The 16,619-nt window shown below is 57.1% G+C and carries 14 protein-coding genes and 3 riboswitches; of the genes, 10 read left to right on the top strand and 4 right to left on the bottom strand.

Annotation, left to right across the window (positions count from 1 at the left end; all coding sequences use genetic code 11):
- Nucleotides 1–148 precede the first annotated feature (148 nt).
- The 4 genes from NNL35_RS16720 to NNL35_RS16735 form a co-directional block, all read right to left on the bottom strand.
- On the bottom strand, nucleotides 149–1,267 hold the full coding sequence (locus NNL35_RS16720) for a mandelate racemase/muconate lactonizing enzyme family protein (RefSeq protein ID WP_006677382.1): 1,119 nt from the start codon (nucleotides 1,265–1,267) through the stop codon (nucleotides 149–151).
- An 81-nt stretch (nucleotides 1,268–1,348) separates the two neighbouring features.
- Nucleotides 1,349–1,732, bottom strand: a complete 384-nt coding sequence (locus tag NNL35_RS16725) for a YmaF family protein (protein WP_006677381.1) — start codon at nucleotides 1,730–1,732, stop codon at nucleotides 1,349–1,351.
- A 156-nt stretch (nucleotides 1,733–1,888) separates the two neighbouring features.
- Nucleotides 1,889–4,522 (bottom strand): magnesium-translocating P-type ATPase, encoded by a 2,634-nt coding sequence (gene mgtA / locus NNL35_RS16730; RefSeq protein ID WP_006677380.1) that lies wholly within the window; start codon nucleotides 4,520–4,522, stop codon nucleotides 1,889–1,891.
- Between the two features lie 376 nt (nucleotides 4,523–4,898).
- Nucleotides 4,899–5,068, bottom strand: a riboswitch (M-box (ykoK) riboswitch).
- Between the two features lie 74 nt (nucleotides 5,069–5,142).
- On the bottom strand, nucleotides 5,143–5,379 hold the full coding sequence (locus NNL35_RS16735; protein WP_006677379.1) for a hypothetical protein: 237 nt from the start codon (nucleotides 5,377–5,379) through the stop codon (nucleotides 5,143–5,145).
- Between the two features lie 242 nt (nucleotides 5,380–5,621).
- Between NNL35_RS16735 and NNL35_RS16740 the strand changes: the two genes are divergently transcribed.
- The 10 genes from NNL35_RS16740 to NNL35_RS16780 all read left to right on the top strand — a co-directional run bounded on the left by NNL35_RS16740 (nucleotide 5,622) and on the right by NNL35_RS16780 (nucleotide 16,591).
- Nucleotides 5,622–6,053 (top strand): ribonuclease domain-containing protein, encoded by a 432-nt coding sequence (locus NNL35_RS16740; RefSeq protein WP_040731627.1) that lies wholly within the window; start codon nucleotides 5,622–5,624, stop codon nucleotides 6,051–6,053.
- 16 nt (nucleotides 6,054–6,069) lie between these two features.
- Nucleotides 6,070–6,345: a barstar family protein gene (locus NNL35_RS16745; protein WP_006677377.1), complete on the top strand. Its 276-nt coding sequence runs from the start codon at nucleotides 6,070–6,072 to the stop codon at nucleotides 6,343–6,345.
- Between the two features lie 337 nt (nucleotides 6,346–6,682).
- A riboswitch (cyclic di-AMP (ydaO/yuaA leader) is annotated at nucleotides 6,683–6,871 on the top strand.
- A 108-nt stretch (nucleotides 6,872–6,979) separates the two neighbouring features.
- Nucleotides 6,980–7,161: riboswitch (cyclic di-AMP (ydaO/yuaA leader) on the top strand.
- A 118-nt stretch (nucleotides 7,162–7,279) separates the two neighbouring features.
- Nucleotides 7,280–7,696, top strand: coding sequence for a hypothetical protein (locus NNL35_RS16750; RefSeq protein WP_006677376.1), 417 nt, complete (start codon nucleotides 7,280–7,282; stop codon nucleotides 7,694–7,696).
- Nucleotides 7,697–7,812: 116 nt separating this feature from the next.
- Nucleotides 7,813–7,890: a K(+)-transporting ATPase subunit F gene (gene kdpF / locus NNL35_RS30665; protein WP_083835564.1), complete on the top strand. Its 78-nt coding sequence runs from the start codon at nucleotides 7,813–7,815 to the stop codon at nucleotides 7,888–7,890.
- 33 nt (nucleotides 7,891–7,923) lie between these two features.
- The gene (gene kdpA, locus NNL35_RS16755; protein ID WP_006677375.1) at nucleotides 7,924–9,603 is read left to right on the top strand and encodes a potassium-transporting ATPase subunit KdpA; all 1,680 of its coding nucleotides are present in this window, start codon (nucleotides 7,924–7,926) and stop codon (nucleotides 9,601–9,603) included.
- 12 nt (nucleotides 9,604–9,615) lie between these two features.
- Nucleotides 9,616–11,649, top strand: a complete 2,034-nt coding sequence (kdpB, locus tag NNL35_RS16760; protein ID WP_006677374.1) for a potassium-transporting ATPase subunit KdpB — start codon at nucleotides 9,616–9,618, stop codon at nucleotides 11,647–11,649.
- 25 nt (nucleotides 11,650–11,674) lie between these two features.
- The gene (gene kdpC, locus NNL35_RS16765) at nucleotides 11,675–12,289 is read left to right on the top strand and encodes a potassium-transporting ATPase subunit KdpC (RefSeq protein ID WP_006677373.1); all 615 of its coding nucleotides are present in this window, start codon (nucleotides 11,675–11,677) and stop codon (nucleotides 12,287–12,289) included.
- 78 nt (nucleotides 12,290–12,367) lie between these two features.
- Nucleotides 12,368–14,692, top strand: a complete 2,325-nt coding sequence (locus NNL35_RS16770) for a universal stress protein (RefSeq protein ID WP_006677372.1) — start codon at nucleotides 12,368–12,370, stop codon at nucleotides 14,690–14,692.
- Nucleotides 14,693–14,831: 139 nt separating this feature from the next.
- Nucleotides 14,832–15,221, top strand: coding sequence for a VOC family protein (locus tag NNL35_RS16775; protein ID WP_006677371.1), 390 nt, complete (start codon nucleotides 14,832–14,834; stop codon nucleotides 15,219–15,221).
- Between the two features lie 170 nt (nucleotides 15,222–15,391).
- On the top strand, nucleotides 15,392–16,591 hold the full coding sequence (locus NNL35_RS16780) for an oxalate decarboxylase family bicupin (protein ID WP_006677370.1): 1,200 nt from the start codon (nucleotides 15,392–15,394) through the stop codon (nucleotides 16,589–16,591).
- The last annotated feature ends 28 nt before the right edge of the window (nucleotides 16,592–16,619 follow it).

Below are 16,619 nucleotides of genomic sequence, written 5' to 3' on the forward strand. Positions count from 1 at the left end.
AGCCGGGAACGGTTCTGGACGTATCGCTTCCCCGAGGAAGGAGAAGGGGGCAGCCCCACAGGCTAGGCGGAGCTTGTCCCGATCTCATATCCAGCCGGAGCGGGGATAGAGGCGGCACTCCGGCAGATGCCTAGGAGGGACGGTATGCCTATGTGTAGGCGCTGCCGTCCCATTGATAGAACGCGAGCAGTTCTTGATCCAGCTGAACTCCAATCCCTGTTCCTTCTGGAAGGGTGACGGCTCCGTTCTCCGGCCGCAACGGGACAAGGCGGGTGAACGGATTGTCCATCACGTCCCATTCCACCGGCTCGATCGAATCCGTGTCCATTTTGGTCCACGGCTCGATACATGCCTGGGCGAACATGGCGTATAGACGGGACAGCGCCCCGTCATAGGCGTGCGGGGCCGCGCGCATGCCGAATGTGCGCGCCATGGACACCGTATGCCTGTACTCGTCGATCCCGGCCATATGCAGCGGATCGGGCGTAATGATATCGATCGCCCGGCGCGTCAGCAAGGGCAGGAAGGCCGTGGCCGAAGCGAGGTTTTCTCCTCCGGCTAGCGGCACGGCGATCCGCTGTCTCAGCAGCGCGTACTCTTCGGCTTGCGCGACAGGAAGCGGCTCCTCCAGCCACATCAGATTGGACCATGACTGCAGCAGCGGCTGCCATTGAAGCGCCGCCGCGGCGTCATAGCTCTGATTGGCGTCCAGAGCCAATCCGATGCCGCTCGACAGCAGCTTCTGCACCTCACGCACATGCTGCTGATCCTCCGCGACAGACTTCCCTCCGATTTTTAGTTTGATCTTGTCAAAACCGTCGTTCAATGCTTTTTCCACTTGCTGCAGGGAACGCTGCTTCCAGTCGGCTTCTTCGCTATATGATTGGAAGGATGCATACACGGGCACGCGATTCCGATATTTGCCGCCCCACAGATCGCATACCGACAGCCCGCACGCTTGGGCCATAATTTCGGTGCATGCCATGCTGACGGCTGCAGCCGCGCGCGAATGCCAATTCCGGATCGTGCGCAGCCAGGTTCCGCGCTCGGCGACGGACTTGCCTATCACAAAAGGAATAATCCGCTCATGGAAGCCGGAGTGCAGCGTCGGCAGCCAGTCGGCGCATTCTCCCCAGCCGGTAACGCCGGTGTTGGTTGTCAGCCGGATAATATAACTCGTCCGGTACATTTTAGGGCCATTGGCGTCGCCATATGGCCGGGCAAGACGATAGAAGAGCGGAAAAGTCTCGATCTGCTGTATCCGCAAGGAATGGCTCCTCCTTAATGTCGTTATGCCGCTTAGTATGTGCCGGGACGGCCATTTTATGAAGAAATAGGGAATCGCCACTTAGCGGGAGAGTTCATTCCCCGTTCTGCCTTCATAATGATGGACGTGGGGAGTGCTTCCATTCACCGTCGTGACGCCTTCGAAGAGATGAATATGACCGCCGCCAGGCAGGGGAATGGCCGGGCCCGTCGTGCCTCTGATAATATGCGAATGTCCGGCATCGAATGAGGTCGCCGCATAATATTGATGCGTATGCTGAACTCCGCTCGGAGCCGCTTCCGTCGTTCCGGCGTATTTATGCCGATGACCGACATCTACGGACGTGACGCCGGAAAACTCATGCACATGCACAGGTCTCCCATTCCACGAAGTAATATATAACTTGTGGGAGTGCATGTCTCCCTCCTCGCTATGATGCACAAATCCAGTAATCGGAACCTCCATGATTGCAATCTCCTTCCCTCGATGATTACCCACATCGTATGATCGGGGCCGTTCGATGTTTACCGCGCAAGGTAAATTTTTAGCAATGAGACAAGCCCGTTCCTCATCCAAACGGGGACAGGGCATGGCTGGGGATTCCGATACACTCCACATAAATTACAACCATTCTCCGAATTTACGAATATACCAGGTTTTGACCGTCTGGGTCAGCACGCAATAACAGAGCAATGTCGCAACTAGCCAAGGGAAGAACGACAGCGGCAGCGGCACAAGACCGATGGCGGCGCCCATTCCGGTAAAAGGAAGCGCGATCCCGCACGCCATGACCAGCCCCGTCAGGACCAGCACGGGAGTGCTGGCTGTGCTTTGGACAAAGGGTATTTTCTCGGTTCGGATCATGTGCACGATCAGCGTCTGCGACAGCAAGCCCTCGATGAACCAGCCGGAATGGAACAGTGCTTGCTGGTCGACGGAATTGGCCGAGAAGACGTACCACATCAAGGCATACGTCGTAATATCGAAAATCGAGCTGATCGGGCCGATGAACACCATAAATCGGCTGATCGACTTGGCATTCCATTTTTGCGGCTTCCGCAAATACTCCTTATCCATCGTGTCCCACGGAATCGAGAGCTGTGAAATATCATAAAACAGATTTTGCAGCAGCAAATGAATCGGCAGCATCGGCAGGAAGGGAAGAAAGGCGCTGGCGGCCAGAACGCTGAACATATTGCCGAAATTGGAGCTTGCGGTCATTTTAATATACTTGATCATATTGCCGAACGTCTTCCGTCCTTCGATGACGCCTTGCTCCAGCACCATTAAGCTTTTTTCCAGCAAGATCATGTCCGCTGATTCCTTGGCGATATCGACCGCGGTATCGACAGAAATGCCTACATCCGCTTCCTTCAATGACACGGCGTCATTGATTCCATCGCCCATGAAGCCCACCGTATGGCCTCTGCTTTTGAGGACACGAACGATTCTCGCTTTTTGCAGCGGATTGATCTTGGCGAACACGGTGGTCAGCTCCGCGATCTCGGCCAGCTGCTCATCCGTCAGCGCATCCACGGCCTCGCCAAGCAGAACCGCCTCGGTCCGGATCCCGACATCTCTGCATACTTTGCAAGCGACTGCCGCATTGTCCCCCGTGATAACTTTCACATTGACTCCGTTGTCTGCCAGCGCCCGGATAGCCTCCTGAGCGGAAGGCTTCGGCGGATCAAGGAAGGTGAGGCAGCCAACCAGCACGAGGTTCTGCTCATCTGGGATTCCGTAAGGCTCATCGCGGGAAGGGGTTCGCTTCATCGCTACGGCCAGCACGCGCAATCCGTCCTCATTCATCTCTCGGGCGAGCCGCTGCGCTTTGTCCGCCTGATCGGCTGTGAGCGGGATGATCTGGCCATGCTCATAGACATGCGTGCAGATGTCGAGCACTTCTTCCACCGCTCCCTTGCATACGAGCAGATGCTCTTCCTGGGAAGCGCGAAGGACGACAGACATCCGGCGCCGGTTGAAGTCGAATGGAATCTCATCAAGCTTCGTATAGCGGTTGATCATATGGGAATATTCGGTATGCTTCAATATGGCGGCATCGAGCAGATTGCTCAGGCCGGTCTGATGATAGCTGTTCAAGCAGGCATATTCCAGCACGCTCTTGTCCGGATTGCCATTGATGTCAAGATGCTGTTCCAGCACGATTTGGTCTTCCGTTAACGTTCCCGTTTTGTCTGTGCACAGAATATCCATCGCCCCAAGATTCTGGATCGCGTGGAGGCGCTTCACGACGACTTTGTTGCGGGCCATCGTTGCCGCTCCTTTGGCCAGATTCCCGGCCACGACGACGGGCAGCATTTCGGGCGTCAATCCGACCGCCACCGACAGGCCGAACAAGAGAGCGTCCCACCAGTCGCCTTTCGTGAATCCGTTAATGAAAAAGATGACCGGAACCATAATCAGCATAAAGCGGATAAGGAGATAGGTGATGCTCTTCACGCCGAGATCGAAGCTGGTGAGGGGAGCTTTGCCCGTCAGATGGCTGGCCATCGAACCGAAATACGTATCGGATCCGGTCGCAATGACGACGGCCGTAGCCGTGCCGCTGATAATATTGGTTCCCATGTAGCCAATATTCGTCAACTCAAGCGCGTTCGCGGCCTTGCTTCGGTTCGCGCTTGCCAGCCGGGATATGCCCTGCGGCAGCGCATCGAATTTTTCCACTGGAAGCGCCTCGCCTGTCAGGGCGGATTCGCCGGCATAGACATCTTTGGCGGCGATCAGCCTGACGTCGGCCGGAACCATGTCCCCGGCGGACAAGTAGATAATATCACCAGGCACCAGCAGTTCGTTGTCGATCTCCTGGCGGCGTCCCTGCCGGCATACCGAGGTAGTCGTTCGGACCAGGGCCGACAGCTTCTCCGCCGTGCGCGACGAGCGGAATTCCTGGGTGAACGTAATGATGACACTGACGGTTACCATCGTCGAAATAATGAGAACGGCTTGGATATCCTGCTCGGCGATATAGGAAAAGGCTGCCAGAAAAAGCAGTATCAAAATAAATGGATTGCCAAAGCTAGACAACAGTTGAATATACCATGCAGGCGGCTTCTCGCGGGCCACTTGATTTTTGCCGTACTGCCCGATTCGCGCGCTAGCTTCGGCGTCGGTCAGACCTTGGGGGCGGGTATGCCATTCCTCCATTACATCTTCTTCCAGCGAGATGGATGCCTGAATGAGGCGTTGTGCGGTTTTTTGCGCCAGTTCATCTTTGTTTTTCGCTTTCCGTGCCATTGTAAATTCCTCCTCTCGCAGGTCATCTCAGAATCCCTACGGTATCGATTCGTTCGAACATGTAACATAAAAAAGCTCCCCCTGTATTCCAGAGGGAGCCTGAACCGTATACCGATGCCCGTTCAAGTCACATACGCATGCTTAAATAAACCCGCCGCCATCGATTTTTTTCGGGGGAATAAAATAAGTCCGGTATCGCTTGAAGAGCAACAAGCAGACGGCTCTTCCTCAGTACAGGATGTTGTCGCCTATGCGGCTGTTGACTGCTAGGTCCGCTGTCCATGGACGCATTCCCCCTTTTCACAACAGAAATGAAAAAACCCTCTAGACAGATCTAGAGGGTTGGATACACGCAGAAATAGAGGCTACAGCGTCATTTGCTCCCCCTAGTCTAGTTTTAGCACTATACAACGTAAAGAGCGTCCGCTCTTAGCCACGTTAAGAAAAGCCTTAATCCGGCAGTTCCTGTTCTACCCATTGGTATCTTTCGATATTTCCGGGCAGTGGCCTATGTTTGTATAGGAGCCTCACCTAACGAGGATTTTATGAAAAATTACTTTGTTATCATAAGACTTGTTTCATCCGTTTGTCAATGATAAGGAGTGAAATGGAAATAATTATTATCTTCTCGCTCTTCTCCGTTTTCTTGCGCTGGAGCAAAATACATCCTTCTCTTTTACGGGAAACACATGCTTGAATACCGGCAGGCAGAAATGTTGATTAATGACTTCGATCGGGTGAACCACATCGACTTGCTGCGGATGGTACGTTTTGTTGAAGATATATTGCGGCGGATCGAAAACCGCTTTGCTCGGGCAAAACTCTTCGCCAGCGATTTTTTTGCATCCATGAGACATGAGTCTCAGCTCCTCTCTCTCATTAGTGTCGAACCTAGTGGCATTATATGCAAGGCGTTTTGGCCTTGATTGGACATTCTTCCCGCAGACAGCCACCTAGAATTTGATAGAAGCGGATCGGGAGGGATAGTCGCAAGCTAGGGGTTGAAAATTGAGAAAAGATAGTTGATACTACAGCGAGAGGGCAGGAAGAACATCATGAAGCTTTCTGCTCTACGAAGAGCGAAGCGGGGTAGACATTGTTGAAAGTCATCAAATCAGTGCTGGTCTTTCTATTGAGCTTGCTGCTGCTTGCGGGCTGCGGTCTGGACAGCAAGCCGTCCGCAATTCCGGATTCGGGCAGTAAGGAGCTGACCGGCTTCGAAGAGGTTGCGAACTATATCAAGTCGCACCAGCAATTGCCGGACAACTTCATTACGAAGGAAGAAGCCAGGAGGTTGGGCTGGGATGCCCGCCAAGGCAATCTGCATGAGGCAGCTCCAGGCAAAAGCATCGGGGGCGACATATTCCGCAACCGGGAAGGGAAGCTGCCCAAGAAAAAGGGCAGAGTCTGGTATGAAGCGGATATCAACTATACGAAGGGCCATCGGGGGAAGGATAGAATTGTATTTTCGAACGACGGGCTGATCTATAAGACCGAAGATCACTATGAGACGTTCGAACCGATAGAATGAGAAAGGGGGACGTTCCGTGCGTAATGTAGTCCTAGAGGGAAGCTCCATCGCGAGCAAGGAGCAGCTGCATGCGTTCTTGCAGGAAGCGCTCGAATTGCCGGAGCATTACGGCCGCAACCTGGACGCGCTATGGGATTGTCTTGCCGGATATGTCGAGCTGCCGCTGACGGTTACCTGGCTCGATTATGAGGCAAGCGAGCAAAGATTGGGAGAGTACGGCCGCAAGCTGTTGGAGCTGTTCGAAGAGGCGGCGGAGGAGATTGAAGGATTTTCGTTCGTCGTCCAGACTTGAATAGACGGACGGAAGGGTTCTTTCAAAACAAAAAGAAACCGTTTCTGAGTCAAATGGAGGCATCGCCGCAACCATTTGTGAGGAGACGGTTTTTTTGTGCATTCCCGGGAGCGGAAACGGACATTTCATTCGAAGTTCCGCAACGAGAGGACGTTCTCCGGCCGAATCAGAATATAAGCGAAAACACGAGCTACAGCGAGCCAGGTAAAGAAAGCTCTGCTTGTAAACGCTGCCGTTTCTCCTACTCTTGCAAAAACGGAATTTTTCTGCCTTTCCGCTTCCTTTACAAAGCGTGGAGGCAAGCGTAATATACGATTCATGAATTTCAAATATTTGCATTTCACAATCGCTGAGTTTCCGCAAGGAAAGCGGGGGAACCAACGGTGCGGCCTGATCGGTGTGAGAGTCGATCAGCGGCACATGGGGTGAATCCTGAGCGCGGCGCCTAGGGCCGCATCACTCAGGTAGGGCGACTCTCACCGCCCGAATCCGACAGCTAACCTCGTAAGCGTTGTTGAGTGCGGCATTCCGCGATCCGCGGCTGCTGCGCTCATGAGGGAGAGGATGATGAACTTGTGACCATTGCGGCCGCAGGGGGTTCCTCTGCGGTCTTTTGTATGCCAACTGCACATGATTGTCTGTATCGCTGAATCCCTGTATGACAGGGAGCGGGGGAACCAACCGGATGTCTGCGGACATTCATGGGGTGAATCCCGGGGCATGCGAAGGCGCGGATGATGCGCCATGTCCCGAGGTAGGGCGACTCTCTCGCCCGAATCCGACAGCTAACCTCGTAAGCGTACCGAGAGAGGCAACGAACGTCGTGAAAGACACGGTTAAATTTGCTGTGCCTGGAAGCCGCGAGAAGAGTTCCTCTTGTTGCCGGCTTCTTTTTTGTTGCTGTCTCCGGACGAAGAATCGGAGGAGAGAAGAAATGGATCAACAGGAAGTCGTACTGGTGTCTGCGCCGAATGCCGCAGGCGAAGCGTTCGTCAAGCTGCTGCTGGAGAAGGACATTCCCTTCGCCGCCCTGGCGAACAACCGTAGTGAGCTTAAGCGGATGCGGGCTCTGGGCGCTCGCCATCTGATTCTGCTCCATACGTCCGATGAGAAAACATGGGTCATCCCGCAGTTGGCCGTCGGCAAAATCTTTTTGTTCGAACGAAGCTTGAATCTGTGCTGCCGTTACCTGCAAATCTGCCGGAGCTGGACGTCGAAGCCGATTTATGTCATTACGGAAAATCAAAATCCGCGGCTCGTCTACCGCGGGTTGGGCGCCAACTATGTCATTTATACCGCGAGCCGGAATTATTCGTTTTTGGTAACGGATGATTTCGCCGCTCATTCCTAAGGAGGTATCCGCATGTCTGATCTCGTTATGGCCGTGCTGATTGCTGCGGCATTCGCCCTGTTCTATGGCTTCTTGGCCTGGTGCGGGCGGGTCGTGGATGAAGGAGGAGAGCGCGGATGATTGTCATCGGGATTGTTACTGTCTTTCTCTTCTTATATTTAGGCTATGCTCTGGTTCATCCGGAGAAATTCTGAAGCAATAGAAGGAAATTAAGGGAGGCAAGCTCTATGGACTGGCTGCAAATCGCCGTCGTGCTGCTGGCGCTGTTATTGCTGGTGAAGCCGCTCGGCACTTATATATACGCTGTGTTCTCCAATGAGCCCCATCGCACGGACCGGCTGTTCGGACCGGTGGAGTACGCAATCTACAGATTGGGCGGGCTTGCCCGCCGTCCGGATATGAGCTGGAAAAAATATATGTTCAGCCTGCTTGCCACGAATCTGATGCTCGTCGCGGTTAGCTACGTCATCTTACGGGTCCAGCATCTGCTGCCGCTGAATCCGAACGGAACGGATCAGATGGAGCACACGCTGGCGTTCAATACGGTCATCAGCTTCATGACCAACACGAATCTGCAGCATTACAGCGGCGAGACGGGAATGTCGTATTTCTCGCAAATGGCGGTGATTACGATGATGATGTTCACTTCCGCCGCGACGGGCTTGACGGTGGCGATCGCGTTCATGCGCGGCTTGACGGGCCGAGCCATCGGCAACTTTTTCACCGACTTCGTCAAGGCGCACACGCGTCTTCTCCTGCCGCTCGCCATCGTGATGGCACTTGTCCTGGGGGCGCTCAAGGTGCCGCAGACGCTGGCTCCGGTGACCGAAGCGGCGATGCTGCAGGGCGGGACGCAGCATATCGCTGCGGGCCCGGTCGCATCGCTTGTATCCATTAAGCATGTCGGGACGAACGGCGGCGGCTTCTTCGGCGTCAACTCCTCGCATCCGTTCGAGAATCCGTCTCCGCTGACGAACGTGCTCGAAATCCTGATGATGTGGTGCATTCCGGCGGCGCTTACGTATACATTCGGCCGCTTCGCGTCGAACCGGAAGCAGGGATGGGTTATTTTCAGCGCGATGTCCATTCTGTTCCTGCTGTTCCTGAGCCTGGCCTGCTATGCGGAGAGCGCGGGCAATCCCGCCTGGAACGCGCTCGGGGTGGATGCGTCTCAGGGCAACATGGAAGGCAAGGAAGTGCGCTTCGGCATCGCCCAGTCCGCCCTGTTCACGACGGTGACAACTGCCGCGACGACCGGTTCGGTCAACAACATGCACGACACACTTACTCCGCTGGGCGGATTGGTGCCGCTCGCCCAGATGATGCTGAACTGCGTCTTCGGCGGGGACGGTGTCGGGCTGGTGAACATGCTGATGTATGCGATCCTGGCGGTGTTCCTCGCCGGACTGATGGTCGGGCGCACGCCCGAATTTCTGGGGCGGAAGATCGAAGCGAAGGAAATGAAGCTGATTGCGATCGCGATCCTGGCGCATCCGCTTATCATATTGGCGCCGACCGCGATTGCGTTCCTTACCGATCTGGGCCGAGGGGCCATTACAAATCCGGGCTTCCACGGCATTACCCAGGTGCTCTACGAGTATACGTCCTCCGCCGCCAACAACGGTTCGGGCTTCGAAGGGCTGGGGGACAACACGCCGTTCTGGAATCTGTCGACCGGACTCGTCATGCTGCTGGGACGCTATATCTCGATGATCGCGCTGCTTGCCGTGGCCGGATCGCTGCTGCGCAAGCAGCCCGTTCCCGAGACGGCCGGCACGTTCCGGACCGATAACAAGCTATTCATCGGCATTTTGGTCGGAACCGTCCTAATTATCGGGGCGCTTACGTTCCTCCCGGCTGCGGTGCTTGGTCCTATCGCGGAGCATCTGACGCTCCGGAATCTGTGAGGTGAATCGGTTATGAATACGACAAATCGCAAGCGCATGCTGACGAAGGATATTGTCAAGCAAGCAGGGAAGGACAGCCTTCGGAAGCTGAATCCGGTGACGATGATGAGAAATCCCGTCTTGTTCGTCGTCGAGGCAGGCACCTTCGTCGTCCTGCTGATGCTCCTTTTCCCGGGCTATTTCGGTACGGAGGAGAATATGGGCTTCAATCTGGCCGTGTTCCTGATCCTGCTCTTCACGCTGCTGTTCGCCAATGCCGCGGAAGCGTTAGCGGAAGGGCGGGGCAAGGCCCAGGCGGGCGCTCTGAAAAAAACGAAGCAGGACATCGTGGCGAACCAAGTGACAGAGAACGGCATCGCCGCAGTGGCCGCATCGGAGCTGCGCAAGGGAGATATCGTCCTCGTCTCGCAAGGGGAGATGATTCCCGGCGACGGAGAAGTCGTCGAGGGGCTCGCCACCGTGGACGAATCCGCGATTACGGGGGAATCAGCTCCCGTCATCAAGGAAGCGGGCGGCGATTTCAGCTCGGTGACCGGCGGCACGCGGGTTGTCAGCGATGCGATCAAGGTACGAATCACGAGCGATCCGGGAGATACGTTCCTGGATCGGATGATCTCGCTCGTCGAGGGAGCGAAGCGGCAGAAGACGCCGAATGAGATTTCGCTCAATACGCTGCTTATTAGCTTGACGCTCATTTTCCTGATTGTGGTCGTCACTCTGGCCCCGATTGCAGCTTACCTGAATATTCAGCTGGATGTTGCGGTTCTCATTGCGCTTCTTGTCTGTCTGATTCCGACGACGATCGGCGGGCTGCTGTCTGCCATCGGCGTAGCCGGCATGGACCGGGTGACGCAGTACAATGTGCTGGCGATGTCCGGAAAAGCGGTAGAGGCTGCGGGGGATATCAACACGATGATTCTCGATAAGACCGGCACGATCACCTTCGGCAACCGGATGGCAAGCGAGTTCGTGCCCGTCGGGAATGAACAGATGCGCACCGTGGCCGAATGGGCCGCGATTAGCTCCATGAACGACGATACGCCTGAAGGCCGCTCCGTGCTTGAGTTGATGAAGAAGGAGAACCTCGCCTTCAATCCTGCTCTTGCCGAGGGGGGAGAGTGGATTGAATTCAGAGCGGAGACCCGCATGAGCGGCGTCGATCTGATGGATGGGCGCCAAGTGCGCAAAGGGGCCGTCGATGCGGTCAAAAAATGGGCGGCCGGACAAGGCGGGACGATTCCCGCGGATCTGGAGGAGCAGGGGAACCGGATTGCCGCGCAGGGCGGCACCCCGCTCGCGGTCGCGGTAGACGGGCGGATTGTCGGACTGATTTATTTGAAGGATACGGTCAAGCCGGGCATGCGCGAACGCTTCGAGCAGCTCCGCAAGATGGGCATCAAGACGATCATGTGCACGGGCGACAACCCGCTGACCGCCGCGACCATTGCCGCCGAAGCCGGCGTGGACGACTTTATCGCGGAGAGCAAGCCGGAGGACAAGATCGCCGTCATCCGCCGGGAGCAGGCCGCAGGCAAGCTGGTCGCCATGACCGGCGACGGCACGAATGACGCGCCGGCACTGGCCCAGGCCGATGTGGGACTGGCGATGAACAGCGGCACGATCGCGGCGAAGGAAGCGGCCAATATGATCGATCTTGATTCCGACCCTTCGAAGATCATCGAAGTCGTAGGGATCGGCAAGCAATTGCTCATGACCCGCGGCGCGCTGACCACCTTCAGCATCGCGAACGATATCGCGAAGTATTTCGCGATTATCCCCGCCATGTTCATGGTCGCGATACCCGAGATGAACATGCTGAATGTGATGGATCTCGGTTCGCCCATGTCGGCCATATTATCGGCCTTACTATTTAATGCCATTATTATTCCGCTGCTGATTCCGCTGGCGATGAAGGGTGTCTCCTATCGTCCGGTGAGCTCCGCGCGGCTGCTCAGCCGCAACCTGCTCATCTATGGCCTCGGCGGCGTCGCAGCGCCATTCATCGGCATCAAATTAATCGATCTGGCCGTTCATCTATGGGTATAACCGAATCGGGAAGGAAGGATGAAATATGATGAACCATTCTGTAGAGGCGCCGGCAGCCCGAAGCGGCGTAGCGGCTGTCATCAGCATGGCAAGACTCAGCCTCGTCTTCATCGTGTTGTGCGGCATTCTCTATCCGCTCGCATGCACCGGCTTGCTGCAGGCCTTGGTGCCGGAACGCGCCAACGGGAGTCTCATCCGCGACAGCAGCGGAGCCGTCATCGGCTCCGAGCTGATTGGCCAGCCGTTCGACGATCCGCGTTATTTCCATGGCCGGATATCGAGCATCGGCTATCAGGCGGAAGCGTCCGGCTCGAGTAACTATGCTCCGTCCAATCCGGAGCTGCTGGCGCGGATGAAGGAATCCGTCCGCGATTGGGAGCGCAGCAATCCGGCTGTGCCGGCCGATCGGCTTCCGATCGATCTGGTCACCAACTCCGCTTCGGGGCTGGATCCGCATATTACGCCGGAAGCGGCACGGGTTCAGATTCCGCGCATCAGCGGCTTGACCGGAATCGCGCCGGCCGAGCTGGAGAAGCTGGTTGGCGAGCATACGGAAGGACGCGATCTCGGGTTGTTCGGCGAGCCGCGGGTGAATGTGCTGGCGCTGAATCTGGATCTCCGGGCGCTGCTGAACCGGTAACGGAGCGGCCCTGCAGGCTTGCCCATACGCTTGTCGCTCAAGCGGAAGCAGGGCCTTCCCCTTAAGGAGGGATCACATGTGGAAGAGCAACGGCGCGAGACGCCGGATGAACGATTATTGCCGCTCCCGAAGCGGCGGCATGGCAGATTGAAGCTGTATATCGGCCCGGTCAATGGCTGCGGGAAAACGTATGAGCTGCTGCAGGAAGGGCAGCTGCTGAAGGCCCGGGGCGTCGATGTGGCGGTCGCAGGCGGCTCAACCCAATACCCGGCCGGTCTGGCGGAGCCGGGAACGGAGCTTGAATCCATTCCCGGCATTCGGTGGCCAGGGAATGCGGTCAAGCAGGATCTCGATGTGGAGGCGATCCTGGCCCGCAATCCGGACGTGCTGCTCATTGATGGCCTGGCCCATCGCAATCGCCCGGAGGCGCGGCGCCGAACGCGGCTAGACGATATCCGCTGCCTGCTCGCCCATGGCATCAGCGTCATTACGACGGTGAACGTCTATGAGCTGGACGGGGCGAATGAGGAGGCTCGGGCCTTATCGGGCCTCGCGGGTGAAGCCGCGGTAAGCGCCGACGTGCTGGCGCTGGCCGACGAAGTGAGGCTCATCGACATCACTCCGGAGACGATGATCGCCCGCTTGGCGGCGGCCGAGGGCGCTGGCGGGGAAGGGGCGACGCTTCCGGGCGCCCCCGCATTCCGGCGCGATCATGTGGCGCTGCTGCGGGAGCTTGCGCTGCGGCTGGTCGCCAAGGACGCGCACGCCTCGCTCGCGCAGCGCCGGGAAGCGAAGGGCATGGTCGGGCCGGCCGGTTCGGCGGAGCGCATCCTCGTCGCCGTGCAGTATCACTGGAACGGCTCCCTCTATATACGCCGCGGCCAGCAGATAGCCAGGCGGCTTAATGGCGATATGCTGGTCGCCGCGTTCATTCGGCCGGGGAAGAAGCTGACCCGGGAGGAGCGCGCCTTCCGGCGTTCGATGCGGAAGCTGACGGAGAAAGTAGGCGGACGATTCGAGGAGCGTCCGCTTCCTTCCCGCCGCTCCTTCCCGGACGCGCTTAACCGCTATGCGGCCGAGCAGAAGGCGACCCGGATCGTATTGGGCCATTCCAGGCAGACCCGGCTCCAGGAGCTCTGGCACGGCTCCGCGGTCAATGGCTTGCTGCGGAGGATGGATCGCATCGATCTGTTCTTCATGGCGGATCGTTCTCTATATGAAGGGGAGCGTGTGTTGGCAGCCAAGATGAGGGGGCCCGCCGCCGCCGGAAGTCAGGGGCGTTCGGACTCGCCGAGAGGAGAGGACGCGGCCGCCGCGCCGAAGCGAGGCAGCTTCAAAGTATATGTCGGATCTGCTCCGGGCGTGGGCAAGACGTACGCGATGCTGCGCGAAGGCAATGAGCTGCAGCGCAAAGGGCTTCATGTCATAATCGGCCTGCTGGAGACTCACGGCCGCAGCGATACGCAGGCGCAAGCGGGGAGCCTCGCCATCGTGCCGCGCCGGATCGTCACGTATCGGGGAGCGCGCCTCGAGGAGATGGATACGGAGGCGGTGCTTCGATTCCGGCCGGATGTCGTGCTCGTGGATGAACTGGCTCATAGCAATGTGCCGGGAAGCGCACGGAAGAAGCGGTATATGGATGTGCTAGAGCTGCTGAACGCAGGAATATCGGTCATCTCGACCGTCAACGTGCAGCATCTCGAGAGCTTGAATGATGCGGTAGGGCAGCTGACCGGCATTCGCGTACGCGAGACGGTGCCGGACCGCGTGCTCCATGCGGCGGACGAAGTGCAGCTTATCGACGTGACTCCACAGATGCTGCGGCAGCGAATGAGGGAGGGAAAAATCTATGCGATGGAGAAGGTGGAACAGGCGCTAACTCATTTTTTCAAAACGGAAAACTTGATTGCCCTGCGGGAATTGGCTCTGCGGGAGATAGCGGACGATGTCGATGAGCGGCTGGAATCGTGGGAACGGACCTCTTCGCTGCGCGGACCGTGGCGCCGTCATGAGGCCATTATCGTCTGCGTGCCGAATGCGCCATCTGCGGAAACATTGATTCGCCGCGGATTCCGCATCTCCTGGCGCCTCAAGGCCGAATGGCATGTGATCCATGTGCGTCCGCGAGGAAGGGAAGCAGCGGAGGAAGAGCTCAGCCGGATCGCCGGGCTGGAGGAGATGACGGTCCGCTTGGGCGGGACGTTCCAGGTTCATGACGCGGCGAAGTCTGAACTCGTACACCAAGTCATTCTGTGCCAAGCTGCCGCATGCCGGGCGACCCAACTGATTGTCGGCCAACCGAGGAAGCGGACGCTGGCGAAAGAGCTTGTCCGCGGCTCGACGGTCCGGTCGCTGCTGCGCCATGCCCGCGATATGGATGTGCTGGTCGTATCCTGTCAGTGACATGGCGGCTGACGAACACGAATACCGTAGTTATGGCGAATCTATGCTTCTATGTGTACGGGCGCTGCTCTGAAATGCCGTCTGCCACACTATCACTTGGCATAAGTGCAGGAACCTTTTAAGGAAAGGAAGAGATCAGATGTTGACTATCGAAGCGTTGGATCATCTCGTCTTGACAGTAAAAGATATCGAAAAAACGATTCATTTCTATCATCATGTGCTGAACATGGAAGTCGTTACTTTCGGCGACAACCGGAAAGCATTGCGGTTCGGCCGGCAGAAATTCAATCTGCATGAAGTGGGCCAGGACATCGAGCCGAGAGCCAGGAAGCCGGTTCCGGGCTCTGCCGACCTATGCCTTATTACCAAGACGTCTATCGAACAGGTCATTGAGCATCTGGAATCATGCGGCGTTCCGATAGAGGAGGGGCCGGTGGTTCGCACCGGCGCCGTCGGCCGCATCATCTCGGTCTATGTGCGGGATCCGGATGAAAACCTGATTGAGATATCCGTCTATGTGGATAAATGAGATGTGATCCGGAAGCATCCCGTGTCTGTCTCGTTTATTTGCGGGAATAATCGTCGCCTCCGCCTCATATGGTTCAAGTGATTTGTACGGGGAGATAACCTGCAGATCCTCAATGGTTCGTCTAGGAAAGATGCCAGGCTACAACAAATTGAGGCGGAGGTGGTTAACGGGTGCAACATAATCCGAAGCAGGCGGATCCGGAATGCATCCCGCATCCGATTCGGAAAAGCGACGGCGCCGGTGCAACCGATTATGGCCCGCGTGATGTGATGCGCGATCGGGAGAACCCGGACATGTTCGTGCCGCCGGTTACGGACGAGGGACTGGTGCCGAACTTGAAGTTCTCGTTCTCTGACGCGCATATGCAGCTGAATCAGGGAGGATGGTCACGCGAGGTTACGGTGCGGGATCTGCCGGTCGCGAAGACGCTGGCCGGCGTGAACATGCGTCTTACGCCGGGAGGGGTAAGAGAGCTCCATTGGCATCAGCAGGCCGAATGGGCCTTCATGATATTGGGCCGGGCGAGGATTACGGCGGTCGATCAGAACGGCCGCAATTTTATTGCCGATGTCGGTCCGGGTGATTTGTGGTATTTCCCCCCGGGCATTCCTCATTCGATTCAGGGGCTGGAGGAAGGCTGCGAGTTCCTGCTTGTCTTCGATGACGGCAATTTCTCCGATCTCAACACCCTCTCGATCTCCGATTGGTTCGCGCACACCCCGAAGGAAGTGTTGTCGGCCAATTTCGGAGTGCCGATCAGCGCATTTAAGCATGTGCCGGCCGAGCAATTGTATATTTTCCAGGACGAGGTTCCGGGTCCGATCTCGGAGGCGCAGGTGCCGGACCCGAGCGGCACCGTCGAGCAGAGCTTCGTGCATCGTCTGCTTGCCCAGCCTCCGCTGACGACGCCGGGAGGCTCTGTCCGCATCGTCGATTCCTCCAACTTCCCCGTATCCGTTACGGTGGCCGCCGCCCTGGTGGAGATTAAGCCCGGCGCGATGAGGGAGCTGCACTGGCATCCGAATAATGATGAATGGCAGTATTATCTTAGCGGTCAAGGGCGAATGACAGTCTTCGCCGGCAACGGAACGGCACGAACGTTCAATTATCGGGCGGGCGATGTCGGATACGTGCCGTTCGCATTCGGCCATTACATTCAGAACACAGGCACGGACAGCTTGTGGTTCCTGGAAATGTTCAAGAGCGACCGCTTCGCCGACGTATCTCTCAACCAATGGATGGCGCTGACTCCGCATGATCTGGTGAGAGACAATGTGTATGGGTCGCCGGAGCTGATGAAGGCGCTGCGCAAGACAAAATGGCCTGTCGTCAAGTATCCGGGAATTCAGCCGGTGATCGAACAGGATTAGGCCGGCCGGAGCGTCTCTGCGATGTTGC

Origin of the sequence: Paenibacillus dendritiformis (assembly GCF_945605565.1) — a bacterium.
Classification (GTDB): Bacteria; Bacillota; Bacilli; order Paenibacillales; family Paenibacillaceae; genus Paenibacillus_B; species Paenibacillus_B dendritiformis_A.

Coding starts and splice junctions, on each gene's coding strand:
- NNL35_RS16725 (WP_006677381.1), bottom strand. CDS start 1,732: ATGGAGGTTCCGATTACTGGATTTGTGCATCATAGCGAGGAGGGAGAC.
- mgtA (WP_006677380.1), bottom strand. CDS start 4,522: ATGGCACGGAAAGCGAAAAACAAAGATGAACTGGCGCAAAAAACCGCA.
- NNL35_RS16735 (WP_006677379.1), bottom strand. CDS start 5,379: ATGTCTCATGGATGCAAAAAAATCGCTGGCGAAGAGTTTTGCCCGAGC.
- NNL35_RS16750 (WP_006677376.1), top strand. CDS start 7,280: ATGGATCAACAGGAAGTCGTACTGGTGTCTGCGCCGAATGCCGCAGGC.
- kdpF (WP_083835564.1), top strand. CDS start 7,813: ATGATTGTCATCGGGATTGTTACTGTCTTTCTCTTCTTATATTTAGGC.
- kdpA (WP_006677375.1), top strand. CDS start 7,924: ATGGACTGGCTGCAAATCGCCGTCGTGCTGCTGGCGCTGTTATTGCTG.
- kdpB (WP_006677374.1), top strand. CDS start 9,616: ATGAATACGACAAATCGCAAGCGCATGCTGACGAAGGATATTGTCAAG.
- kdpC (WP_006677373.1), top strand. CDS start 11,675: ATGATGAACCATTCTGTAGAGGCGCCGGCAGCCCGAAGCGGCGTAGCG.
- NNL35_RS16775 (WP_006677371.1), top strand. CDS start 14,832: ATGTTGACTATCGAAGCGTTGGATCATCTCGTCTTGACAGTAAAAGAT.